Annotated in this window: 21 protein-coding genes and 1 pseudogene; 14 read left to right on the top strand and 8 right to left on the bottom strand. The window is 67.8% G+C overall.

Going from position 1 to position 22,233, the window contains the following annotated elements; genetic code table 11:
- Positions 1 to 537 (bottom strand): FKBP-type peptidyl-prolyl cis-trans isomerase, encoded by a 537-nt coding sequence (locus PHQ87_RS01220; protein WP_300230379.1) that lies wholly within the window; start codon positions 535 to 537, stop codon positions 1 to 3.
- A 14-nt stretch (positions 538 to 551) separates the two neighbouring features.
- Here PHQ87_RS01220 and PHQ87_RS01215 point away from each other — a divergent pair, with 14 nt between their 5' ends.
- The 3 genes from PHQ87_RS01215 to PHQ87_RS01205 all read left to right on the top strand — a co-directional run bounded on the left by PHQ87_RS01215 (position 552) and on the right by PHQ87_RS01205 (position 2,761).
- Positions 552 to 1,709, top strand: a complete 1,158-nt coding sequence (locus PHQ87_RS01215) for a cupin domain-containing protein (protein WP_300230377.1) — start codon at positions 552 to 554, stop codon at positions 1,707 to 1,709.
- 19 nt (positions 1,710 to 1,728) lie between these two features.
- The gene (locus PHQ87_RS01210; RefSeq protein ID WP_300230375.1) at positions 1,729 to 2,232 is read left to right on the top strand and encodes a hypothetical protein; all 504 of its coding nucleotides are present in this window, start codon (positions 1,729 to 1,731) and stop codon (positions 2,230 to 2,232) included.
- Positions 2,233 to 2,431: 199 nt separating this feature from the next.
- A complete protein-coding gene (locus PHQ87_RS01205; protein ID WP_300230373.1) occupies positions 2,432 to 2,761 on the top strand; it encodes a hypothetical protein in 330 nt (109 codons plus the stop codon).
- 87 nt (positions 2,762 to 2,848) lie between these two features.
- On the opposite strand, the gene bamC is transcribed toward PHQ87_RS01205, so the two are convergent.
- The 5 genes from bamC to PHQ87_RS01180 are packed head-to-tail and all read right to left on the bottom strand — an operon-like array spanning position 2,849 to position 6,920.
- Positions 2,849 to 3,970, bottom strand: a complete 1,122-nt coding sequence (bamC, locus tag PHQ87_RS01200) for an outer membrane protein assembly factor BamC (RefSeq protein ID WP_300230371.1) — start codon at positions 3,968 to 3,970, stop codon at positions 2,849 to 2,851.
- Between the two features lie 11 nt (positions 3,971 to 3,981).
- Positions 3,982 to 4,869, bottom strand: a complete 888-nt coding sequence (gene dapA, locus PHQ87_RS01195) for a 4-hydroxy-tetrahydrodipicolinate synthase (RefSeq protein WP_300230369.1) — start codon at positions 4,867 to 4,869, stop codon at positions 3,982 to 3,984.
- Positions 4,870 to 4,927: 58 nt separating this feature from the next.
- Positions 4,928 to 5,548, bottom strand: coding sequence for a class I SAM-dependent methyltransferase (locus PHQ87_RS01190; RefSeq protein WP_300230367.1), 621 nt, complete (start codon positions 5,546 to 5,548; stop codon positions 4,928 to 4,930).
- On the bottom strand, positions 5,548 to 5,688 hold the full coding sequence (locus tag PHQ87_RS01185; protein ID WP_300230365.1) for a hypothetical protein: 141 nt from the start codon (positions 5,686 to 5,688) through the stop codon (positions 5,548 to 5,550). The genes PHQ87_RS01190 and PHQ87_RS01185 overlap by 1 nt, the downstream gene beginning before the upstream one ends.
- The gene (locus PHQ87_RS01180) at positions 5,685 to 6,920 is read right to left on the bottom strand and encodes an MFS transporter (protein WP_300230363.1); all 1,236 of its coding nucleotides are present in this window, start codon (positions 6,918 to 6,920) and stop codon (positions 5,685 to 5,687) included. The genes PHQ87_RS01185 and PHQ87_RS01180 overlap by 4 nt, the downstream gene beginning before the upstream one ends.
- Positions 6,921 to 7,088: 168 nt before the next feature.
- On the opposite strand from PHQ87_RS01180, the gene PHQ87_RS01175 reads away from it, so the two are divergent.
- Genes PHQ87_RS01175 through PHQ87_RS01160 form a run of 4 tightly spaced genes read left to right on the top strand, consistent with a single transcriptional unit; the run spans position 7,089 to position 12,937 of the window.
- Complete coding sequence (locus PHQ87_RS01175) at positions 7,089 to 9,059, top strand: DNA topoisomerase IV subunit B (RefSeq protein WP_300230361.1); 1,971 nt, start codon at positions 7,089 to 7,091, stop codon at positions 9,057 to 9,059.
- A gap of 7 nt (positions 9,060 to 9,066) precedes the next feature.
- Entirely contained in the window at positions 9,067 to 11,415 is a 2,349-nt protein-coding gene (gene parC / locus PHQ87_RS01170; RefSeq protein ID WP_300230359.1) for a DNA topoisomerase IV subunit A, read from the top strand.
- Positions 11,412 to 11,600 (top strand): hypothetical protein, encoded by a 189-nt coding sequence (locus tag PHQ87_RS01165; RefSeq protein WP_300230357.1) that lies wholly within the window; start codon positions 11,412 to 11,414, stop codon positions 11,598 to 11,600. The genes parC and PHQ87_RS01165 overlap by 4 nt, the downstream gene beginning before the upstream one ends.
- A 41-nt stretch (positions 11,601 to 11,641) precedes the next feature.
- Positions 11,642 to 12,937, top strand: coding sequence for an alanine racemase (locus PHQ87_RS01160; protein ID WP_300230355.1), 1,296 nt, complete (start codon positions 11,642 to 11,644; stop codon positions 12,935 to 12,937).
- Between the two features lie 13 nt (positions 12,938 to 12,950).
- Here PHQ87_RS01160 and PHQ87_RS01155 read toward each other — a convergent pair whose 3' ends face one another.
- Positions 12,951 to 13,421: a RidA family protein gene (locus tag PHQ87_RS01155; protein ID WP_300230353.1), complete on the bottom strand. Its 471-nt coding sequence runs from the start codon at positions 13,419 to 13,421 to the stop codon at positions 12,951 to 12,953.
- Positions 13,422 to 13,574: 153 nt separating this feature from the next.
- Between PHQ87_RS01155 and PHQ87_RS01150 the strand changes: the two genes are divergently transcribed.
- The 6 genes and pseudogenes from PHQ87_RS01150 (at position 13,575) to PHQ87_RS01125 (ending at position 20,031) form a co-directional block, all read left to right on the top strand.
- A complete protein-coding gene (locus tag PHQ87_RS01150) occupies positions 13,575 to 13,922 on the top strand; it encodes an FKBP-type peptidyl-prolyl cis-trans isomerase (protein WP_300230351.1) in 348 nt (115 codons plus the stop codon).
- Between the two features lie 79 nt (positions 13,923 to 14,001).
- On the top strand, positions 14,002 to 15,414 hold the full coding sequence (locus PHQ87_RS01145) for a sodium:proton antiporter (protein ID WP_300230349.1): 1,413 nt from the start codon (positions 14,002 to 14,004) through the stop codon (positions 15,412 to 15,414).
- A gap of 117 nt (positions 15,415 to 15,531) precedes the next feature.
- Entirely contained in the window at positions 15,532 to 16,521 is a 990-nt protein-coding gene (locus PHQ87_RS01140; RefSeq protein WP_300230347.1) for a D-glycerate dehydrogenase, read from the top strand.
- Between the two features lie 22 nt (positions 16,522 to 16,543).
- A pseudogene (locus PHQ87_RS01135) lies at positions 16,544 to 17,242 on the top strand (hypothetical protein).
- A 63-nt stretch (positions 17,243 to 17,305) separates the two neighbouring features.
- Positions 17,306 to 18,829 (top strand): DNA recombination protein RmuC, encoded by a 1,524-nt coding sequence (gene rmuC, locus PHQ87_RS01130; RefSeq protein ID WP_300230345.1) that lies wholly within the window; start codon positions 17,306 to 17,308, stop codon positions 18,827 to 18,829.
- 8 nt (positions 18,830 to 18,837) lie between these two features.
- Positions 18,838 to 20,031, top strand: coding sequence for an MFS transporter (locus PHQ87_RS01125; protein ID WP_300230398.1), 1,194 nt, complete (start codon positions 18,838 to 18,840; stop codon positions 20,029 to 20,031).
- Here the strand turns inward: PHQ87_RS01125 and PHQ87_RS01120 are convergent.
- Entirely contained in the window at positions 19,994 to 20,755 is a 762-nt protein-coding gene (locus PHQ87_RS01120) for a TetR family transcriptional regulator (protein WP_300230343.1), read from the bottom strand. The genes PHQ87_RS01125 and PHQ87_RS01120 overlap by 38 nt on opposite strands.
- Before the next feature lie 188 nt (positions 20,756 to 20,943).
- Between PHQ87_RS01120 and PHQ87_RS01115 the strand changes: the two genes are divergently transcribed.
- Positions 20,944 to 22,230: an efflux RND transporter periplasmic adaptor subunit gene (locus tag PHQ87_RS01115; RefSeq protein WP_300230341.1), complete on the top strand. Its 1,287-nt coding sequence runs from the start codon at positions 20,944 to 20,946 to the stop codon at positions 22,228 to 22,230.
- Positions 22,231 to 22,233: the final 3 nt, after the last annotated feature.

Here is a 22,233-nt window from a genome sequence, read left to right as displayed (position 1 = left end):
TCAGTGCAGGGTCGGGCGTGCGCCGTCGCCGGCGGACTCGTCCGGGTCGATCTGCATGCGAAAGAAACCGGTGCCCAGGGTGCCACGGCCGACCTCGTCGAGCGTGGCCTCGCGCACACTGTGCACCCGCAGCTTCAGGCGCAGCGCGATGCCGGCCAGCGGGTGGTTGCCGTCCAGCACCACATGGTCGGGGTAGATGTCGCTGACGAAATACAGGCGGTCGCGCGGCGCGGCCGGGTTGCAACCCTCGGGCAGTCCCTCGAAGCCCATGCCTTCTTCCAGCGCTTCGGGAAACAGGTGGCGCGGCTCCAGGAACAGCAGGCGGTCGTCGTAGTCGCCGAAAGCATGCTCCGGCTCCAGGTGCAGGTCGACCCGGTCTCCGGGCTCGTGCCCTTGCAGGGCCTCTTCGATTTTGGCCAGCAGGTCCTGGCCGCCCAGCAGGAACTCCACCGGTTCGTCGGACTCGTCCAGCACCTCGCCCAGGGTGTCCTTGAGGGTCCAGCTCAGACCCACCACGCATTGCTCACTGATTTTCATCGCACAATTGTCCCATGACTGTCCATTCCCGTACCGTCCCTGCGGACGACGCCACACGCTCCCCGACCCCGCTGTTCGGCGGCCTGTCACCTGCCCAGTTCATGCGCCGCCACTGGCAGAAAAAGCCGCTGCTGGTGCGCCAGGCCCAACCGGATGCACAGGCCTTGTTCGACCGCCGGATGTTGCTCGAACTCGCCGCGCAGGAGGACGTCGAGTCGCGCCTGATCGTGCACGGTGATGAGGGCTGGAAGCTGCGCCACGGGCCTTTCAAACGCTCGCAGATGCCGCCATTCTCGCGCCCGGGCTGGACACTGCTGGTGCAAGGCGTGGATCTGCACCTGGATGCGGCGCACGCGCTGATGCAGCGCTTCCGCTTCGTGCCCGATGCACGGCTGGACGATGTGATGATCTCCTGGGCCAGCGAGGGTGGCGGCGTCGGTCCGCATTTCGACAGCTACGACGTGTTCCTGTTGCAGATCCAGGGCCGCCGGCGCTGGCGCATCGGGCGCCAGAAAGACCTGTCATTGCAGCCGGATGTGCCGCTGAAGATCCTCACGAACTTTCAGCCAGAAGAAGAGTACGTGCTGGAGCCGGGGGACATGCTCTACCTGCCACCCGAATGGGCGCACGATGGCGTGGCCGATGGCGGTGAGTGCATGACCTGCTCGATCGGCTTCAGGGTGCCGCAACGCGGCGGACTGGCCGCCGAGCTGGTGCAACGCATGGCCGACGAGTTCGACGACGAGACGCTGTACCGTGATCCGGCCCAGTCGGCGACATCCACGCCGGCGGCCATCCCGGCCGCACTGCAGGACTTTGCCGCCGATGGCCTGCGCCGGCTCATTGCCGACAGGCGCCTGCTGGCCTGCGCCCTGGGTGAGGTGATGACCGAGCCCAAACCGAAGGTCTGGTTCGATGAGCCGGGCCAGGACTGGGTGGCCGGCGCCGTGCGGCTGGACCGCCGCACCCGGATGATGTATGACGACCACCATGTCTTCATCAATGGCGAGAGCTTTCGCGCCGGTGGTGCCGATGCCCGCCTGATGCGCGAGCTGGCGGATCGCCGGTGCCTGCCGGCGTCGCGGGTGGTCCGTGCGTCCACCCCGGCGCAGGCGTTGCTGCAGGACTGGCATGACGCGGGATGGTTGCACCGCGCCGACGAGGTGGGTTGAGCCGGCAAGGAGGCGGGCGATGAGCGACGACTTGGCGGGCCGGTTCGAAGAGGTTCCTATGTGGCCCGAAGGGCGTTTTCAGGGGCGCGAGGCCTTTGCCGGCCTGGTGCGTCAGGCGGCGGTCTTGCTCGCCCGTGAAAAGTGCTCCCCGGTCGTGTTCTCCGACGCGGATTTCAGTGACTGGCCCCTGGGCGAACGGGCCGTGGTGGAGGCGCTGCATGCCTGGGCCGGCCAGGGTAGGGCGATGCGCTGGCTGGCGCGCGATTTCCGTGCCGTGCGCCAGGCGCACCCCCGACTGGTCCAATGGCGGGGCATCTGGTCGCACATTGTCGAAGCGCGCGCCTGCCCGGTGCCACCCAGCGCGATCTGGACGCCGGCCTGGGCCATGGAGCGCATCGATCCCGAGCGCTGCGTCGTGGTGGCCACCGCCGACATCGGGCGGTGCCAGGCGTTGCGCGAGCGCATCGATGCCTGCTGGGAGCGCGGAATGCCCTCTTTCCCTGCCTCCGTGCTGGGGCTGTAAACACCCGCCTCCGTGGCCTGGTGTGCCCGATCAATGCAACCTTCGCGCCACAGATTCGTGTAAAAGCCGCAAAAAAACGTACGGGTTCGCCCTGTAAGTAATAACCCTATATGATCATGAAATTGCACCAGCGTGGCCACACCGGTTGTGGGCCGGTGCAATGCCAAAAACATACTTTCATCATCCATTGGAAATCACCATGAACAAGACCCTCATCCTGGCCAGCCTGCTGGCCGCCATGGCCATCACCGCCTGTGGCCAGAAGGAGGAAGCCCCTGCTGCTGCCGCTGTCGAGGCGGCCCAGGAAGCTGCTGCGGCCGCGACCGATGCGGCCAAGGAAGGCGCAGAAGCAGCCGTTGAGGCCGCTCAGGAAGCGGCTGATGCCACGACCGATGCCGCCAAGGAAGCCACCGAGGCCGTCCAGGAAGCGGCCGAGGGCGCGGTGGATGCGGCCAAGGAAGGCGCTGCGGCGGCAGCCGACGCCGTCAAGGACGCTGCTGAATCGGCCAAGGAAGCTGTCAGCCAGTAAAGCCCGTGCGCTGGTGCCGGCGCCGGTCTGAAAAAAACCGCTCCATGGAGCGGTTTTTTTTTGTTGCCGGGCCGGGCCTGGCCTGGGTCAGTTCAGGTCTTGCGCCAGCAGCTTGATGATCGTTTGTGCGTTCGGGCCACCGTCTGGCTTGCCTTGGGCATCCTGCACGCTCACGGTGGTCAATTCGTCGCTGCTGCGCACCACGATGCGTTGCCGCTCGGGTGAGGCATCGGCCTTCTTGCTGCCACCGAACAGGCGCGAGAACAGGCCGGGCTTGCTGCTGCGGTCCGGGTCGGGTGCCACGAAGCGGACGTAGTAGATGCCCGCGCTGCGGTCACGGTCCTCGACCGTGAAGCCGGTGCGGTCCAGCGAGAGACCGACGCGGCGCCAGGCGCGGTCGAAGTTGTCGGCAAACCGCAGGGCTGGTGTGCCATCGACGGTGGTTTGCTGGACCGAGGACGGTGCGGCGGCGACCGTGGCGGCGGCCTTGGCCTGCTCTTCGGTCGCACCACCGAGGGCGACCATCAGGCGGCGCAGGAATTCCGTTTCCAGTTCGACATCCGAGGCGCGGGGCTGCCAGATGGTGCGCTCCTTCTGGCTGCTGGTGTAAACCTCTTCCATGCCACGGTGGGAGATGTAGATCTCGGTGCCGCCGGCCGCGTTGCGCTCGAAGCGCGTGCGGAAACGGTCGCGTTCGCCGGTGGAGTACAGGTTGTCAATCACCCGGCCCAAGGTCCTGCGGATGAAGTCCTGGGGGATCTTGGCGCGATTCTCGGCCCAATCGGTTTCCATGATGCCGATTTTTTCCTGGTCGATCTCGAGCACGAAGCCGTTGTCCTGCCAGAAGGCGCGGACGGTATCCCACAGTTGCTCGGGTGGCCGGTCGACGACCAGCCAGCGTTGGTTGCCGGCACGCTCAATGCGGGCATCGCCGATTTTTTGCAACGCAGTGTCGCCGGCGTGCCCCGAGGCGGCCGTCGTGGCCTGGTAGCCGCTGGCGGTGGCTGCCTCGCCGGGCAGGGCGTAGCGCGAGTCGCGGGCGAGCTGGGTCAGGTCGGGTGGCACTTCCAGTGTGTTGCCACGCTGTGCCGAGCTGTAGTCGATCTTGTCTTCCTGCAGGATGGTGCAGCCGGACGCAAGGGCGGCGGCCAGCGCCAGAGCCATCCAGCGGCCGGGTCGGGAAAGGGGGGCTTTGTCAGCGTGCTGCATGGTGCGGGTGTTCAGTCGATCAGGCCACTTTGTTGGAGGGCGCGTTCCACGATCGGTTCCAGGGAGGGCGTCAGGGGGGTCATGGGCAGGCGCATCGTGGCACCGCACAGGCCCATGCGCGCCATGGCCCACTTCAGGGGGATGGGGTTGGCCTCCACGAACAGGTGCTTGTGCACCGGCAGGAGGCGGCGCTGGATCTGCATGGCCTGCCTGGCATCGCCGGCCAGGGCAGCCATGCACAGCTCGTGCATCAGCCGGGGAGCGATGTTGGCGGTGACGCTGATGTTGCCCTGGCCGCCGCAGAGCATCAGCGCCACGGCGGTGGGGTCGTCACCCGAGTAGATGGCAAAACCTTCGGGGGCCTCGCGGATCAGCCACTGGGCACGCTCGATGTTGCCGGTGGCCTCCTTGATGCCGACGATGCCGGGCACCTGCGCCAGCCGCAATGCGGTGTCCACCGCCATGTCGGCCACGGTGCGGCCGGGTACGTTGTACAGCACGATGGGCAGGTCGCCCGTGGCCTCGGCAATGGCCTTGAAATGCTGGTACATCCCTTCCTGTGACGGCTTGTTGTAGTAGGGGACGACCTGCAACTGGAGGTCGGCACCCACGCCACGGGCGAAGGTGGCCAGTTCGATGGCCTCGGCGGTGGCATTGGCACCACAGCCGGCCATGATGGGCACGCGCTTGGCGGCCTGTTCGACCGCCACCCGGATCACCTCGCAATGCTCTTCCACACTGACAGTGGGCGATTCGCCCGTGGTGCCGACGACGCAGATGCAGTCCGTACCCTCGGCGATGTGCCAGTCGATCAGTTTGCGCAGGGTGGCGTAGTCCACACTGCCGTCCGGCTGAAAGGGGGTGACGAGGGCGACGATGCTGCCGGTGATGGTGTCCATGGTCTGTGTCGGTGTGTGGAAAGGCCGCGGCATGGCGTGGCCCTGGTGATCTGCCATTCTAACCAGCGGTTTGCGCCGGTGGCGGTGCACTCAGGCGGTGGCGGGGCAGGATGTCCTGAGCGGACGCCGTTTCGCGCACGGCGGCGATCCGCTGCACGAAGCGCGCGGGTGCGTCCAGGAAGCCGTCCTCGAAGGCGACCACCCGCAGCGCGGGCCGGCACAGGTCGAGCAGCTCTCCGGGCTGCAGCAGGAACTCGGGCCGCGCGGGCCGGCCGACGCTGGCGTTGCCGTGGGCGAAGGTCTCGTAGAGCAGCGCGCCGCCCGGGGCGACACTGGCCAGCAGGGTGGGCCACAGGGGGCGCCAGAGGTAGTTGGTGACGACCACGGCATCGAAGCGGCGGCCCGGGAACGGCCATGGGCCATTCTCGATGTCGGCCTGCACGATCTCGGCACCGGCACGGGCCAGCTCGCCCAGGGCGGCGATGGCCTCGGGTGAGCGGTCCACGCCCGTGACCGGATGGCCCAGCGCGTGAAACCCGTACAGGTGACGGCCGGTGCCGCAGGCCACGTCGAGCACGCGACCACCGGCGGGGACCAGGTGGCTCCAGCGCCGTACCCAGTCCGATGGCGGGTGCGGTGGGGACGGTGGTCGGACGGTGTCTGTGGCAGGCGGATTCATCAGAAGCAGCTCCAGAGCTGGTCGGCCAGGCGCACGGCGAAATCCGGGTCGCGGTAGAGCAGCAGCGTCCCCAGCAGGGCCAGCACCACCGCCAGCCACGCCATGGCCTGCCAGCCGCGCCGCCGCCGCGTGGCGCTCATGCCATGGCCTCCACGCGCTGTGGCCCGCGCTCGATGGCGCTCTCGCGCACCGGCAGGTTCACCAGCGCGGCCAGCACGCCCAGCGCAATCGAGATGTACCAGACGATGTCGTAGCTGCCGGTCTGGTCATAGAGCAGACCACCCAGCCACACGCCCATGAAGCTGCCGATCTGGTGACTGAAGAACACGAAACCACCCAGCATCGAGAGGTGGGCGACGCCGAATATCTGCGCCACCACGGCATTGGTGGGCGGCACGGTCGAGAGCCACAGAACGCCCATGATGGCCGAGAACACGTAGACGCTGGTCGGCGTGAGCGGCGCCGCCAGGAACAGGGCGATGACCACGGAGCGCGCCAGGTAGATGAAGGCCAGGATGTGGCGCTTGGCCATGCGCTGACCCAGGGCCCCGGCGGCATAGGTGCCGACCACGTTGAACAGGCCGATCAGCGCCAGCGCATAACTGGCCACCTGGGGTGCGAGACCCTGGTCCTTGAGGTAGCTGGGCATGTGCACGCCGATGAACACCACCTGGAAACCACAAACGAAATAGCCCACCATCAGCAGCTGGAAGCTGCGGTACCGGAACGCCTCGCGCAGGGCATGGCCGATGGTCTGCTCGCGGTGGATGCTGGTGGCGCCGCTGCCGCCAAAACCCGGCTCGCGCAGGAACACCGCCAGCGGAATGATCAGCAGCGCCGAGGCCCCCAGGATCAGCAGCGCCTGCTGCCAGCCGAAACCGGTGATCAGCCAGCCCTCGACCGGCACCATCAGGAACTGGCCGAACGAGCCGGCCGCAGCCGCCACGCCCATGGCCCAGGAGCGGCGCTCGGCCGGGATCTGCCGGCCGATGACGCCATAGATGATCGCGTAGGTGGTGCCGGCCTGGGCCGCGCCGATCAGCACCCCCGCCGTCAGCGCGAACAGCAGGGGGGTGGTCGTGGTGGCCATGCCGACCAGGCCCAGGGCGTAGGCCACGGCGCCGACCAGCAGCACCTTGAACGCGCCGTAGCGGTCGGCGGCCATGCCGGCGAAGATGCCGAACAGGCCCCAGGCGAAATTCTGGACCGCCAGGGCGAAGGCGAAGTTTTCGCGTGTCCAGCCCTGCGCCTGGGTGATCGGTTGCAGCCACAGGCCGAAACCGTGGCGGATGCCCATGGACAGGGTCAGGATGGCAGCGCCGCACAGCAGAACCTGGGCAGCGGACAGACGGGGTGGTGGAGAAACAGGCATCCCGCGAATGTAGCCAATCTGTTGCGCTCCTGCCGGTTGCACCGGTGGGTGGGACGCATGAAATTTGCGGTTCTTATCGATGCGCCGCGGTCATGAATCCCTTCATCGTGCTGATTTTCTGGATATGCGTACAGTGTTTTGATCGGCGCTTGCTTACAATCCGCGACCATGGCAAGCCTGAATCCTCCCGCATATTCCGAAGGTTCGATCCGCGTTCTCAAGGGCCTGGAGCCGGTCAAGCAGCGGCCGGGCATGTACACCCGCACCGACAACCCGCTGCACGTCATCCAGGAGGTGATCGACAACGCCGCCGACGAGGCGCTGGCCGGTTTTGGCAAGAAGATCCGCGTCACGCTGCACGCCGACGGCTCGGTCAGCGTCGAGGACGACGGCCGCGGCATCCCGTTCGGGTTGCACCCGGAAGAGAACGCGCCCGTCATCGAGCTGGTGTTCACACGGCTGCACGCCGGCGGCAAGTTCGACAAGGGTCAGGGTGGCGCCTACAGCTTCTCGGGTGGCCTGCACGGTGTGGGCGTGAGCGTGACCAACGCCCTGTCCACGCGCATGGAGGTGAGCAGTCACCGCGAAGGCCAGGTGGCCCGCATTGTGTTCGCTGGCGGCGACGTGGTCGAGCCGCTGCTGACCCGCCCGCTGGGCGAGGGCGATCGCAAGCAGGGCACGACGGTGCGTGTCTGGCCCGATGCGAAGTATTTCGACGCCGCCGGCCTGCCCATGGGCGAGCTGACGCACCTGCTGCGCAGCAAGGCGGTGCTGATGCCGGGCGTCTCGGTCACGCTGGCCAACGAAAAGAACCGCGAGACGCAGACCTGGCAATACAAGGGCGGCCTGCGCGACTACCTGGGCCAGACCCTGACGGCCGATCCCGTCATCCCCCTGTTCGAGGGCGAGGGCTATGCCGACAGCAAGGACGACAGCTTCGCCGAGGGCGAGGGCGCGGCCTGGTGCGTGGCCTTCACGGAAGAGGGCGCGCCGGTGCGCGAGAGCTATGTCAACCTGATTCCGACCAGCGCCGGTGGCACGCACGACAGCGGCCTGCGCGATGGCTTGTTCCAGGCGGTCAAGGGCTTCATCGAGTTGCACGCGCTGCTGCCCAAGGGCGTGAAGCTGCTGCCCGAGGACGTGTTTGCGCGCGCCAGCTATGTGCTCTCGGCCAAGGTGCTGGACCCCCAGTTCCAGGGCCAGGTCAAGGAGCGGCTCAATTCGCGCGATGCCGTGCGGCTCGTCTCCAGCTTCGTCAAGCCGGCGCTGGAGCTGTGGCTGAACCAGCACGTGGAATACGGCCGCAGGCTGGCCGAGCTGGCGATCAAGGCGGCACAGACGCGTCAGCGGGCCGGCCAGAAGGTGGAAAAGCGCAAGGGCTCGGGCGTGGCCGTGCTGCCGGGCAAGCTCACCGACTGCGAAAGCCGCGACCTCTCGCACAACGAACTGTTCCTGGTGGAGGGCGACTCCGCCGGCGGCAGCGCCAAGATGGGGCGCGACAAGGAGTGCCAGGCGGTGCTGCCGCTGCGCGGCAAGGTGCTCAACACCTGGGAGGTGGAGCGCGACCGGCTGTTTGCCAATACGGAAATCCACGACATCTCGGTCGCGATCGGTGTCGATCCGCACGGCCCGAACGACAGCCCGGACCTCTCGGGTCTGCGCTACGGCAAGGTCTGTATCCTCTCGGATGCGGATGTGGACGGCTCGCACATCCAGGTGCTGCTGCTGACGCTGTTCTTCCGTCATTTCCCCAAGCTGATCGAGGCCGGCCATGTCTACGTGGCCCGGCCGCCGCTGTTTCGGGTCGATGTGCCGGCGCGCGGCAAGAAACCCGCGAGCAAGCAGTACGCGCTCGACGAGGGCGAGCTGCAGGCCATTCTGGACAAGGCTGAAAAGGACGGCGTGGCGCGCGGCAAGTGCCAGATCAGCCGCTTCAAGGGCCTCGGCGAGATGAGCGCCGAGCAGTTGTGGGACACGACGCTCAACCCCGACACGCGGCGCCTGCTGCCGGTGACCCTGGGCGCGCTCGGCTTCGGCGACACCGAAGTGCTGATCGCCAAGCTCATGGGCAAGGGTGAGGCGGCCGCGCGGCGCGACCTGATGGAACTGCACGGCGACTCCGTGGAGATCGACGTCTGAGGACAACATGAGCACAGAGATCATTGAATTGGGGCACGCGGGCCACGGCGACGACGACAGCCTGGCCTCCTATGCCCAGCGGGCCTACCTCGAATACGCGCTGTCGGTCGTCAAGGGGCGCGCGCTGCCCGATGTCTGCGACGGCCAGAAGCCCGTGCAGCGGCGCATCCTGTACGCCATGGAGCGCATGGGCCTGGGATGGAGCGGCCCCAACCGCAACACGCCGGCCAAGCCGGTCAAGAGCGCACGCGTGGTGGGCGATGTGCTCGGGCGCTTCCATCCGCACGGCGACCAGGCGGCTTACGACGCGCTGGTGCGCATGGCGCAGGACTTCTCGCAGCGTTACCCGCTGATCGATGGCCACGGCAACTTCGGCAGCCGTGACGGCGACGGTGCCGCTGCCATGCGCTACACCGAGGCACGCCTGTCGAAAATCACCGGCCTGCTGCTGGACGAGATCGACGAGGGCACGGTGGACTTCGTGCCCAACTACGACGGCTCCACCGAGGAACCGAGGCAACTGCCGGCACGCCTGCCGTTCACGCTCCTCAACGGTGCCAGCGGCATCGCCGTGGGCCTGGCCACCGAGATTCCCAGCCACAACCTGCGCGAGGTGGCCGGGGCCTGCGTGGCGCTGGTCAGGAACCCGAAACTCGGCGACGACGAACTGTTCGCGCTGATCCCCGGGCCGGACTACCCGGGGGGTGGCCAGATCATCAGCCCGGCCGGTGACATCGCCGACGCCTACCGCAGCGGTCGCGGCAGCCTGAAGGTGCGCGCGCGCTGGAAGATCGAGGACCTGGCGCGCGGCCAGTGGCAACTGGTGGTGACCGAACTGCCGCCAGGTGTCAGCAGCCAGAAGGTGCTGGAGGAGATCGAGGAACTCTCCAATCCCAAGGTCAAGTCCGGCAAGAAGGCGCTGACACAGGAGCAGACCCAGCTCAAGGCCAGCATCCTCATGGTGCTCGACGGCGTGCGCGACGAATCGAGCAAGGATGCGCCGGTGCGGCTGGTGTTCGAGCCCAAGAGCAGCCGCATCGCCCAGCAGGAACTGATCACGGCGCTGCTGGCACACACCAGCCTGGAAACGTCCGCGCCCATCAACCTGACCATGGTCGGTCTGGACGGGCGCCCGACGCAGAAGTCGCTGCGCCAGATGCTGGAGGAATGGATCGCCTTCCGCCAGAACACCATCACGCGTCGCTCCGAGCACCGGCTGGGCAAGGTGCTGGATCGCATCCACATCCTCGAAGGCCGCCAGCTTGTGCTGCTCAACATCGACGAGGTGATCGCGATCATCCGCCAGGCCGACGATCCCAAGGCCGCGCTGATCGAGCGCTTTGCACTGAGTGACCGCCAGGCCGAGGACATCCTGGAAATCCGCCTGCGGCAGCTGGCGCGCCTGGAGGCGATCAAGATCGAGCAGGAGCTCAAGGAGCTGCGCGAGGAGCAGGGGCGTCTGGAGGACATCCTGGGCAACCCGGCGACGCTGCGGCGCCTGATGATCAAGGAAATCGAGGCCGACGCCAGGACCTTCGGCGACGACCGCCGCACGCTGATCCAGGAGGAGAAGAAGGCGGTTGCCGAGATCAAGGTGGTGGACGAACCCGTGACGGTGGTGGTCTCCAGCAAGGGCTGGGTGCGCGCGCGCACGGGCCATGGTCACGATCCGGCCGGCTTTGCCTTCAAGGCCGGCGACGGCCTGTACGGCACCTTCGAGTGCCGCACGGTGGACGTGTTGATCGTGTTTGGCTCCAACGGCCGGGTCTACAGCGTGCCGGTGGCCAGCCTGCCGGGTGCGCGCGGCGACGGCCAGCCGATCACGACGCTGATCGACCTGGAATCGGGCACGCAGCCGGTGCACTACGTTGCCGGTCCGGTGGAGACCACGCTGCTGCTCTCGGGCACGGGCGGCTACGGCTTTTTGGCCCGGATCGAAAACCTGATCTCGCGCCAGAAGGCGGGCAAGACCTTCATCAGCCTGGGCCAGGGCGAGACGGTCTGCGCGCCGTCGCTGGTCAGCGGCGGCTCGGGCAGCCGGCCACCGGTGCCGGCCACGCACGTGTGCTGTGCCTCCACGGGTGGGCGCATCCTCACGTTCGAGATCGGCGAGCTCAAGCAGATGGACAAGGGCGGCCGGGGGCTGATGCTCATCGACCTGGAGGCCAAGGACACACTGGCCGGCGCGGCGGCCTACGCGCGCAGCGTGCGCATCGAGGGCATCGGGCGCGGTGGCAAGGCGCGCGAGGAGACGCTGGAGATCCGCAGCCTGAACAACGCCCGTGCGGCGCGCGCCCGCAAGGGCAAGGCGGCCGACCTCGGCTTCAAGCCCAACCGCATCACAAGGGTCGAATGATGGAGGGCAATCTCGCCGGCATGCTGATTGCTGCGCTCGCGTTCGCGCTGACCTTCGGCGTGGCGCGTACCATCGTGCGATGGCGCAGCCGCCGGCAGGCGCAGCGCGATCGCACGCAGGCGCTGCGCTCGCAAAGCCGCCAGGTACGGCGTGCGCAGGAGCGCGAACGCAACAAACGCCGCTGAAGCGCCGACCCGTGGCGCGGCGGCACAGGCAGGAGACAGCGATGGGCAGCAGCCACAGCGACGCGGAGGTTTTCTTCGGACCCTGGCTCAAGGGCTGGCCGATCGGGCAGCCGCCCCTGACGCGCGAGCAGTTGGGCCGCGCCGGCTGGAACGTGCTGCGGGGCAATCTGCCGCTGCCGCTGGCCGTGCTCCGGCAGCCGGCGTTGCGCCACAACCTGTACTGGATGCGGGACTTCTGCGCGCAGCGTGGCCTGTCGCTCGCACCCCACGGCAAGACCACCATGTCGCCCGAGCTGTGGCAGATGCAGCTGGACGCCGGGGCCTGGGGTATCACTTTTGCTACCGTGTTCCAGGCGTCGGTGGGCGTGCGCCACGGTGTGCGGCGTCTCATCATCGCCAACCAGGTGATCCAGCCGGCGGAGCTGTCAGCCCTGGCGCTGCTGCATGCGCGGCAACCCGGGCTGCGCTCGATGTTCCTCGTCGATTCGGTCGGCCAGGTCGAGCGCATCGAAGCCTGGGCCGCGGGCAGCGGCTTTTCCGGGGTGTTTGAGGTGCTGCTGGAGCTGGGCATGCCGGGCCAGCGCACGGGTTGCCGCACCGACGAGGATGCGCTGCGCCTGGCGGCGCGCATCCATGCCAGCCCGGTGCTGGCGTTGGCGGGCGTGGAGTGCTACGAGGGCACGAGCGCGTTTTGCGACCATGACCGGGACCGCGCGGCCGTCGGTGTCCTGATGGACCGGGTGGCGGTGGTGGCCCGCGAGGCGGTGACTGCCGGCTGGTTCGCCAGCGAGGACGAGATCATCCTGAGCGCGGGCGGCTCGGCGATCTTCGATCTGGTGGCCGAGCGCCTGTTGCCGGCCATCGGGCGGCCGGTGCGCGGCGTGCTGCGATCGGGTTGCTACCTCACGCACGACCACCAGCGCTATGCGCGCTTCCTGTGCTGTGTCGGCGAGCGGCTGCAGTTGCGCGAGACGCTGAAGCCGGCGCTGGAGGTGCTGGCCTGCGTGCAGAGCCAGCCGGAGCCGGGGCTGGCACTGTTGAGCATGGGCAAACGCGACGTGTCCAGCGACATGGACCTGCCGCAGCCGGTGTGGCGCGCGAACGGTGCCGGCGGCCTGCCGCGCGCCGTGCCGGACCACTGGCGCATCGATGCCCTGAACGACCAGCACGCCTACCTGCGGTTCGACGCCGGAGCCCCCGCGACAGAATGGCCGCAACTGGGCGAGACGGTGACGTCGGGCATCTCGCACCCGTGCACCACCTTCGACAAGTGGCGCTGGATGCCGGTGGTCGATGACGACTGGCGCGTCGTCGATGCCGCCCACACCTGGTTCTGACGGGCGGGCTGGCTTACTTCAGTTCGGCGATCAGTTCGATCTCGACGCAGGCGCCCAGCGGAATCTGGGCGACGCCGAAGGCGCTGCGGGCATGCGCGCCCACCTCGGGGCCGAAGACCTCGCCGATCAGTTCGCTGGCACCGTTGGTGACCAGGTGCTGCTCGGTGAAGGTCGGTGCCGAGTTCACCAGGCTCATCACCTTGACGATGCGCTTGATCCCGTCGAGGTCGGTGCCGGCGGCCTGGCAGGCGGCGTGCAGCGTGCCCAGCAGGTCGATGGCGATGGCGCGTGCGGCGGCCTGGCCTTCCCCGGTGGTCATGGTCAGGCCCAGCTGGCCGACCCAGGGCTTGCCGTCGCGGCGCGCGATGTGGCCGCTCAGGAAGACCTGTTTGCCGCTTTGCACGTAGGGCACATAGGCGGCGGCCGGCACGGCGACGGGAGGCAGCTCGATGCCCAGTTGGGACAGTTTGTCGTAGACGCTCATGGTGTTCTTTCGTTTCTTGGTCGGATCGGGCCGTGTGCGGCGTGGGTTCCGGGGCATTCTATCGGGGCAGGCACTGCATGCCGGCCCGGGCGTGGTACGGTGCCATTGCTGGAATAATGGGTGCTTTGGCCTTTCAAACCTCAAGGAGAAACCATGATCACGACACCCAGCGGCCTGCAGTACGAAGACACCGTGGTGGGCCAGGGCGAGGTCGCGCAGGCCGGACGCTATGTGCAGGTGCATTACACCGGCTGGCTCTACCAGGATGGCCAGGTCGGCGGCAAGTTCGATTCCAGCAAGGACCGTGGTCAGCCCTTCGAGTTTCCGCTCGGCGCAGGTCATGTGATCAAGGGCTGGGACGAGGGCGTGCAGGGCATGGCCGTGGGCGGCACGCGCCGGCTGGTGATTCCGCCGCAACTGGGTTATGGTGCGCGCGGCGCGGGTGGCGTGATTCCGCCCAACGCGACCCTGCTGTTCGAGGTGGATCTGCTGGCCGTGTGAACGGCGCGCGCCTCGGTTTCGTTTGCTTGATCGACAACAAGGCGGCCGACGCACCGGCCGCCGGAGGAGACCCCAGAACATGACTTTCCGTTACCTCCGTAGTCTGACCCTTGGCGCGGCCGGGTGCATGCCCCTACTGGCGCAGGCGGCCGACATCGATGGCAGCCAGTTGTCGATCCTGTGGGGTGTACCCTTCGCGGGCATTCTGCTGTCGATCGCGATCATGCCGCTGCTGGCCCCGATGTTCTGGCACCACCATTTTGGCAAGGTGTCGGCGGCCTGGGCGCTGGCCTTCCTGCTGCCCTTCGCCGCCATCTACGGGATCGGTGCGGCCGGCGCGGGCGTGGTGCATGCGCTGCTGGCGGAGTACATCCCCTTCATCATCCTGCTGACGGCGCTGTTCACCGTCTCGGGAGGCATCTACATCCGCGGCAACCTGCGCGGCAGCCCGGGGCTGAACACGGGCATTCTGGCCATCGGCACGGTGCTTGCCAGCCTCATGGGGACCACGGGGGCGTCGATGCTGCTGATCCGGCCGCTGATCCGTGCCAACGACAACCGCAAGCATGTCGTGCACGTGGTGGTGTTCTTCATCTTCCTGGTGTCCAACGTGGGCGGCTCGCTCACGCCCCTGGGCGACCCGCCGCTGTTCCTGGGCTTCCTCAAGGGCATCGAGTTCTCGTGGACACTGCGGCACATCCTGCCCGAGACCGCGCTCATGGTGGCGGTCCTGCTGGTGGCCTTCTTTGTGCTGGACAGCTGGCTCTACCGGCGTGAGGGCGAGGTGATGCCCACCGACCCGACGCCCGACGACCGTGCGTTCGGCTTCGATGGCGGCATCAACTTCGTGCTGCTGCTGTTCGTCGTGAGCCTGGTGCTGATGAGCGGTATCTGGAAGTCGGACGTGGCGTTCAACGTGGCCGGCACCGAGGTCGGCCTGCCCGGCCTGGTGCGCGACATCGGCCTGATCGTCGTGACCGTGGTGTCGCTGCAGGTCACCCCCGGCAGCGTGCATGCCGACAACCAGTTCAACTGGGGCCCGATGCAGGAGGTGGCCAAGCTGTTCGCGGGCATCTTCCTCACCATCATTCCGGTGATCGCCATGCTCAAGGCGGGTGTGGATGGCCCGTTCAGTGCCATCGTGCGCGCGGTGACCAATCCCGATGGCAGTCCCAACCCGGCGATGTACTTCTGGGCGACCGGCGTGCTGAGCTCGTTCCTCGACAACGCGCCGACCTACCTCGTGTTCTTCAACACCGCCGGTGGCAATCCGCAGGAGCTGATGACGACCTTGGCGCCCACCCTGGCGGCGATCTCGGCCGGCGCGGTGTTCATGGGTGCCAACACCTACATCGGCAACGCGCCGAACCTGATGGTCAAGGCCATTGCCGAGGACCGCGGCGTGAAGATGCCCAGCTTCTTCGGCTACATGGCCTGGTCGATCGGCATCCTGGTGCCGCTGTTCGTGCTGCTGACCTGGCTGTTCTTCTGACCTGGTGGCCAGCCCCTCCCGCCGGCAGGCCGGCGGAGGGAATGTCTGGAGCACATGGCCCGGCTTGGCCACCCTTCGTGACACGACCAACAAGACCCACTACCCGGAGACACCGACATGCCAGCCCGCCCTTCCATCCTGATCGCTCGCACCGTCTTTCCCGAGGTGGTGGACAAGCTGCGCCAGCACTTTGACGTGGAGACCACGCCGGCCGGCACCGTCTGGTCGGCACAGCAACTGGTACAGCGCCTGCAGGGCAAGGAAGGCGTACTGACCACGGGCAGCGAACGCATCGACGCGGCGCTGCTGGCGGCCTGCCCGCAACTGAAAATCGCCGCCAACCTGGCGGTCGGTTTCAACAACTTTGATCTGGACGCCATGACAGCCGCTGGCGTGCTGGGCACCAACGCACCCGACGTGCTGACGGAGACCACGGCCGACTTCGGCTTCGCGCTGCTCATGGCCACGGCGCGACGCATCACCGAAAGCGAGCATTACCTGCGTGCCGGACACTGGAAGGAGTGGTCGCTGGACCTGTTCGCCGGTGCCGAGGTGCATGGCAGCACGCTGGGCATCCTGGGCATGGGGCGCATCGGCCAGGCCATCGCGCGGCGCGGCGCGCTGGGCTTCGGCATGAAGGTGATCTACCACAACCGCTCGCGCCTGCCCGAGGACAAGGAGGCGGCCATCGGCGCCCGCTACGTGGACCGCGATACGCTGTTCGCCGAGGCCGATCACGTGGTGCTGGTGCTGCCCTACACGCCAGCCGTGCACCACACGGTGGGGGCGGCCGAGATCGCGCGCATGAAACCCACCGCCACGCTGGTCAACATCGCGCGCGGCGGCATCGTCGACGAGGAGGCGCTGGTCGCCGCGCTGCGCGAGCGGCGCATTGCCGCTGCCGGCCTGGACGTGTTCGAGGGCGAGCCCCGCATCAACCCGGCCCTGCTGACGGTGCCCAACGTGGTGTTGACGCCGCACATCGCCAGCGCGACCCTCCCCACGCGGATGGCCATGGCCATGCTGGCGGCCGACAACCTGATCGCCTACCTGACGGAAGGTCGGGCGCTGACGCCGCTCAATCCGGAGGTCGTCGGTCGCGCCTGACCGGGCACGCTGCGAGGCGGACATGCGTGGCCTGGATTTCAGTTCCATCCCGTCGCTGGCGACGACGCTGTTCGGCCTGGTGCTGTTCTCTCTGGTGGCGGTGGGGGTCCGGCTGCTGTTCATGCAAACGATACAGCGGTGACGCGAGCGGGAAAACCGGCAGATCAATGAGCGTCTGCGCACGCTGATGGCGGCGTACAAGACGCTGGGCAGTTCGTTCACGGGCGAGCTCACGGTCGATCCGGTCCATCGGCGGGAACAGCGGCGCAGCGCGGGGGACCAGGAGGCGGTGGTGTCGCCGGTTCCGGAAGAGGTGGCCGAGCGACGGCGGCGCGTGCGCGATGCGGTGGAAGCCGCGTTGTCGGATGTCATCCTGCTGGGTACCGAGGAACAGGTCCGGCTCGCTGCGCGCGCGGCGCAAGACATGGTGGCCGGGCGCGTGGTGCATACCGCCGAGTTGGTGGCTTCGTTGCGGCACTATGTGCGCGAGGCGCTGGACCTGGAGCCCATTCCGTCCGAGGTGAGTATCCCGGACCAGGGGCCGCTGCGTGTGCCGGGTGGCCAGGCTGGGCGGGGCCGGGGGTCGGAAGCGGGCGGTGGGCGCGGAGGCGCTGGCGGCGCCGCAGGAGGCGGCGCGGGCATGGCGGCTGGTGCCGGCATCGCCGGGCGGGCCGAAGGGAACGTGGCACACGAACCTGGTGTGGACGCGGGATCCCGCTGAATGCCGGGGTGAAATGCCCGAGTGATGCAGGCGCCATCGGTGCAGGGCAGATAATCCCGCTCCATGATCGATGCATGGATCCTTTGGGGTGCGCTGGCGCTGTTGCTGCTGAACATGGTGCTGCTGATCGCGCTGCTGTTACGCCGTCCGCCGGTCGACAACGAGGATGTTGACCGCCTGCGGTCGATCATGCAGATGGTGCAGGGTCAGACGCAGCAGACCATGCAACGCATCGAGCATGTCGAGGGCGAGCTGCGGCGCGACATCGGCGAGAACGCCCGCAGTGGCCGGCAGGAGATGCAGCAGACGCTGACCACGTTCCAGGAAACGATTTCACGGCAGGGTGCGGAAACCACCCGTACGCAAAATGCGCAGCTTGACGCCCTTGCGCAGCAGCTTTTGCAGTTGCGTGGCACGCTGGGCGACACGCTGACCCAGCAGTTGCAGGCGATCAGCCTGGGGATGAGTCAGCAAGCGGCCGAGGCCACACGCACGCAGAATGCGCAGATTGACGCGTTTGCCCAGCAACTGGCGCACCTGCGCGCAAGCCTGTCCGAAACCCTGACGCAACAGTTGGCACAGCTGAGCGAGGTCAACGCCCGTCGCGTGGCTGAAATGCGCGCCACGCTGGAGCAGCAACTGACGCAACTGCAACAGGGCAACGCCGCCAAGCTCGACGAAATGCGCGCCACGGTGGACGAGAAGCTGCACGCGACGCTGGAGCAGCGTCTGGGTGAGAGTTTCAAGCAGGTGGCCGAACGCCTGGAGCAGGTGCACAAGGGCCTGGGCGAGATGCAGACCTTGGCGCAGGGCGTGGGCGATCTCAAGCACCTGCTGAGCAACGTCAAGACGCGCGGCATGTTCGGTGAGGCGCAACTGGGTGCGTTGCTGGAGCAGGTGTTCGCGCCCGACCAGTACGCCGCACAGGTGGCCACGCGCCCGGGCAGCCGGAACGTGGTGGATTTCGCGATCCGTCTGCCGGGGCGCGGCAACGAGGGCGCCCCGTGCTGGCTGCCCATCGACGCCAAGTTTCCCAACGAGGATTACGAGCGCCTGCTCGATGCCCAGCAGCGTGCCGATGCCGAAGGCGCCGAGCTGGCGGCGCGGGCGCTGGAGCAGCGCATCCGACTGGAAGCCCGCTCGATTGCCGAGAAGTACCTGGAGCCGCCTCACACGACGGACTTCGCGATCCTGTTCCTGCCCAGCGAAGGTCTGTATGCCGAGGTGCTGCGCCGTCCGGGCCTGATGGAGTCCCTGCAGCGCGAACACCGTGTCACGCTGGCCGGTCCGACGACGCTGATGGCCATGCTCAATTCCTTGCAGATGGGTTTCCGCACGCTGGCGCTGGAAAAGCGCAGCAGCGAGGTCTGGCAGGTGCTGGGTGCGGTCAAGACCGAGTTCGGCAAGTTCGGTGACGTGCTGGCCCGCGTGAAGAACCAGACACAGACCGTGCTCAACACGCTGGATGCGGCCGAGGTGCGCAGCCGGGCCATGGGCAGGGTACTCAAGACCGTCGAAGCATTGCCCCAGGAGCAGGCCCAGGCCCTGCTGCCTGCCGATCCCCTGGACACCACGGGCGCATCTTGAACTCGCCGCTGTTTGTATCGTTGCTGCGCCTGATCGGCGCCCAGGTCTGCGTGCACGCGTGCATGACGGGCATCCGCATGGCCGCGCCGCTCATGGCTCTGCGCGAAGGCTATGGTGCGGTCGCCGTCGGCGTGCTGCTGGCGCTGTTTGCGCTGTCGCAGGTGTTCCTGGCGCTGCCGGCGGGACGTTATGCCGAGCGGCACGGCCTACACCGGCCGATGCGGCTGGCGGCGGCGGTGGCCACGCCCGGTGCACTGCTGGCCGTGGTCTGGCCGGTGTTCGGCGTGCTGTGCGTGACGGCGCTGACTTGTGGCGCTGCCGCTTGCGTGGCGATGATCGCCCTGCAGCGGCATGTGGGCCTGATGGCCAACGGGCCGTCCGAGTTGCGGCAGGTGTTCAGCTGGCTGGCGCTGGGGCCGTCGGTGTCCAGCTTTCTGGGGCCGCTGCTGGCGGGCATGCTCATCGACGCCTCGGGCTTTCGTGCGGCCTACCTGCTGATGGCCCTGCTGCCGCCGCTGGCCCTGTGGTGGATGCGGCCGGTGGCGGAGCTGCCCGGGCATGGGCAACCGGCGGGTGACCGCCGGCGCTCATCCTGGGACCTCTTGCGCGGCAAGAGCTTCCGGGACCTGATGCTGCTCAACTGGATGATGGCGTCCTGCTGGGACGTGCACACCTTCCTGGTGCCGGTGATCGGCCACGAGCGCAGCCTGTCGGCGACGGTGATTGGCACCATCCTGGGAGCCTTCGCGCTGGCCGCCACGGCGATCCGCCTGCTGATGCCCTGGGTCGCGGCGCGCCTGCGCGAAGCGACGGTGATCGGTGCCGCCATGCTGGCCACGGCCATCCTGTTCGGGCTGTATCCGCTGGCCAGCGGCCCCTGGCTCATGGGTCTGCTGTCGGTGTTGCTGGGTTTCGCGCTGGGCTCGGTGCAGCCCATGATCATGAGCACCCTGCACCAGATCACGCCCAGGGAGCGTCATGGCGAGGCGCTGGGGATGCGCTCGATGGCGATCAACGGCTCCAGCGTGGTGATGCCGCTGCTGTTCGGATCGGTGGGGGCGGTGGTCGGTGTGGGGGCCGTGTTCTGGTGTGTCGGCGCCGTCGTGGGGCTGGGTTCGCGGCTGGCCTGGAGGCTGCCGCACGCGACCACCGAGCCGTCACCGGTCACGGCACCACCGCAGAACGGCGGCGGTGACGCCTGACGGGTGCGGGGGGCGTTTCGGGCGGCAGGTCGTCCAGCGCCGGCATGGGCGGCGGCGGTGGCACCGGCGAGGGCAGCGAGGGGCGGGGCTGCAGTCTGAAGCCCAGGCCCAGCAGGTAGGTGTCCATGGCGTCCAGACCGGCGACGACCAGGTCGAAGTCGCCCGGCTCGAGCAGCCAGTTCTGGATCAGGCCGTCGATCATCACGTGCAGGCCCAGCGCGGCCGTCCGGGGCGCGACCGGCAGGCGGTGGCCCGGCTGACGCTGCGAGGCGACCTCCAGGGCCCGTTCCGTGAGGCGGATGCATTCGTTGCGCACCCGCAGGTGGCGCTCGCGCACGGCCGACATCTCATTGTTGTATTCGACCTGGTGTGTGGCCACTTCGAAGACGCGGCGGGTCTGCTCGTCGGTGGCGACGCGGTGCAGCGCGATCAGCGTGTTCTGCCGCATGTCCTGCAGGGGGTCGCGCGCAGGTTCCTGCTCGGACTGCGAGCTGATGCGCGCCAGCATTTCTTCCAGCGGCAGGGTCACGCGGTCCATCATCGCGTTGAACAGGTCGGCCTTGTCCTTGAAATGCCAGTAGATGGCGCCGCGCGTGGTGCCGGCCGCGACGGCGATGTCGTTGAGCGACGTGTTGGAAACACCCTTGAGCTGGAACAGGGTTTCCGCAGCGTCCAGAAGCTTGTGCCGGGTTGCTTCGGCATCGGCTTTGGTGCGTCGTACCACGGGGTGAACCTCCTGTGCTCGTCATGGTGGAACCGAAGTCATACTATACATACATTCTTGTATGTATGTATAATTCGCCCCCTTACCGCAGTCGATTGATGGGATATCCCGGACAGCCTCGGGGCTGGCCGCTAGTGTCCTGTGTCCGTTTTTACCGTCTCCCTCGCCAACGCATTCGAAGGACCGCCATGCCCAGCGCCCAACGCCAGAGAATCCACCACCATGCCCGCCCGGCCGGTCGAGGCCCATCGTTTGCCAGAGGGTGGCGCCCCCTGGTGCTGCTGCCCATCGTCGCCGCGCTGGTGGCCTGTGGCCAGTCCGATGTGCCACCGCCGCCGGTCGCCCCGGGTGGCGGGATGCCGGCACCCCAGGTCGGTGTGGTGGTGGCCAAGCCGGGCGAAGTCGGTCTGCGGACCGAGCTGCCGGGTCGTCTGGAGGCCTCGCGCGTGGCGCAGGTGCGGGCGCGTGCGGCGGGCATCCTCGTGCAGCGGCAGTTCCGGGAAGGCAGTGATGTCAAGGCCGGCCAACTGCTGTTCCGCATCGATCCGGGTCCCTACGAGGCGGCCCTGCAGTCGGCGCGCGCGAACCTCGCCCGGGCAGAGGCCAGCCTGGTCCAGGCCAAGTCGCTGGCCGATCGCTACCAGCCGCTGGTGGCCGAAAATGCGGTGAGCCAGCAGGACTACGCCAACGCCGTGTCGGCACAGAAGATGGCCGAGGCCGAGGTGGCCGCGGCCAAGGCGACCGTGCAGACCGCCACCATCAACCTGGGCTATGCCAACGTGACGGCGCCGATCTCGGGCCGCATCGGCCGTGCCCTGGTGACCGAGGGCGCGCTGGTGGGACAGGGCGAGGCCACTCCGCTGGCCGTGATCCAGCAGATCGATCCGCTGTACGTGAACTTCACCCAGCCGGCTTCCGAGGCCCTGCGCCTGCGCCGGGCCATGGAGGCTGGCCAGCTCAAGGCGGCGGGCAGCGGTGCGGCCGAGGTGAGTGTGCTGCTGGAGGATGGCACCGAATACCCGCACAAGGGCAAGCTGCTGTTCGCCGATCTGACGGTGGACACCAGCACCGGCCAGGTGACCCTGCGCGCCGAGGTGCCGAACCCGCAAGGGGAGCTGCTGCCCGGCCTGTACGTGCGGGTGCAGATGGAGCAGGCGATGGTGAACAACGCCATCACCGTGCCGCAGCAGGCCGTCACGCGCACGGATGCGGGTGACACGCTGACCGTGGTCGATGCCGAAGGCAAGCTGAGCACGCGCAACGTGAAGGTCGTGGCCGGCAAGGACAACCAGTGGATCGTCACCGAAGGCCTGCAAGAGGGCGAGCAGGTCATGGTCGATGGCTTCCAGAAGCTGCAGATGCTGCCGCCGGGCACGCCCGTGAAGGCCGTGCCCTGGACGCCGCCGAACAGTGCCGCACCCGCCGCCGCGGCCCCGGCTGAAGGCCAGCCGGCCGACGCCGGGCGTCAGCAATAAGCC

The organism is Hydrogenophaga sp., assembly GCF_028698005.1.
Taxonomy (GTDB): domain Bacteria; phylum Pseudomonadota; class Gammaproteobacteria; order Burkholderiales; family Burkholderiaceae_C; genus Hydrogenophaga.
The sequence above is the reverse complement of the archived record's forward strand: the minus strand, read 5'-3'. Positions and strand labels throughout refer to the sequence as shown.

Coding starts and splice junctions, on each gene's coding strand:
- PHQ87_RS01220 (WP_300230379.1), bottom strand. CDS start 537: ATGAAAATCAGTGAGCAATGCGTGGTGGGTCTGAGCTGGACCCTCAAG.
- PHQ87_RS01215 (WP_300230377.1), top strand. CDS start 552: ATGACTGTCCATTCCCGTACCGTCCCTGCGGACGACGCCACACGCTCC.
- PHQ87_RS01210 (WP_300230375.1), top strand. CDS start 1,729: ATGAGCGACGACTTGGCGGGCCGGTTCGAAGAGGTTCCTATGTGGCCC.
- PHQ87_RS01205 (WP_300230373.1), top strand. CDS start 2,432: ATGAACAAGACCCTCATCCTGGCCAGCCTGCTGGCCGCCATGGCCATC.
- bamC (WP_300230371.1), bottom strand. CDS start 3,970: ATGCAGCACGCTGACAAAGCCCCCCTTTCCCGACCCGGCCGCTGGATG.
- dapA (WP_300230369.1), bottom strand. CDS start 4,869: ATGGACACCATCACCGGCAGCATCGTCGCCCTCGTCACCCCCTTTCAG.
- PHQ87_RS01190 (WP_300230367.1), bottom strand. CDS start 5,548: ATGAATCCGCCTGCCACAGACACCGTCCGACCACCGTCCCCACCGCAC.
- PHQ87_RS01185 (WP_300230365.1), bottom strand. CDS start 5,688: ATGAGCGCCACGCGGCGGCGGCGCGGCTGGCAGGCCATGGCGTGGCTG.
- PHQ87_RS01180 (WP_300230363.1), bottom strand. CDS start 6,920: ATGCCTGTTTCTCCACCACCCCGTCTGTCCGCTGCCCAGGTTCTGCTG.
- PHQ87_RS01175 (WP_300230361.1), top strand. CDS start 7,089: ATGGCAAGCCTGAATCCTCCCGCATATTCCGAAGGTTCGATCCGCGTT.
- parC (WP_300230359.1), top strand. CDS start 9,067: ATGAGCACAGAGATCATTGAATTGGGGCACGCGGGCCACGGCGACGAC.
- PHQ87_RS01165 (WP_300230357.1), top strand. CDS start 11,412: ATGATGGAGGGCAATCTCGCCGGCATGCTGATTGCTGCGCTCGCGTTC.
- PHQ87_RS01160 (WP_300230355.1), top strand. CDS start 11,642: ATGGGCAGCAGCCACAGCGACGCGGAGGTTTTCTTCGGACCCTGGCTC.
- PHQ87_RS01155 (WP_300230353.1), bottom strand. CDS start 13,421: ATGAGCGTCTACGACAAACTGTCCCAACTGGGCATCGAGCTGCCTCCC.
- PHQ87_RS01150 (WP_300230351.1), top strand. CDS start 13,575: ATGATCACGACACCCAGCGGCCTGCAGTACGAAGACACCGTGGTGGGC.
- PHQ87_RS01145 (WP_300230349.1), top strand. CDS start 14,002: ATGACTTTCCGTTACCTCCGTAGTCTGACCCTTGGCGCGGCCGGGTGC.
- PHQ87_RS01140 (WP_300230347.1), top strand. CDS start 15,532: ATGCCAGCCCGCCCTTCCATCCTGATCGCTCGCACCGTCTTTCCCGAG.
- rmuC (WP_300230345.1), top strand. CDS start 17,306: ATGATCGATGCATGGATCCTTTGGGGTGCGCTGGCGCTGTTGCTGCTG.
- PHQ87_RS01115 (WP_300230341.1), top strand. CDS start 20,944: ATGCCCAGCGCCCAACGCCAGAGAATCCACCACCATGCCCGCCCGGCC.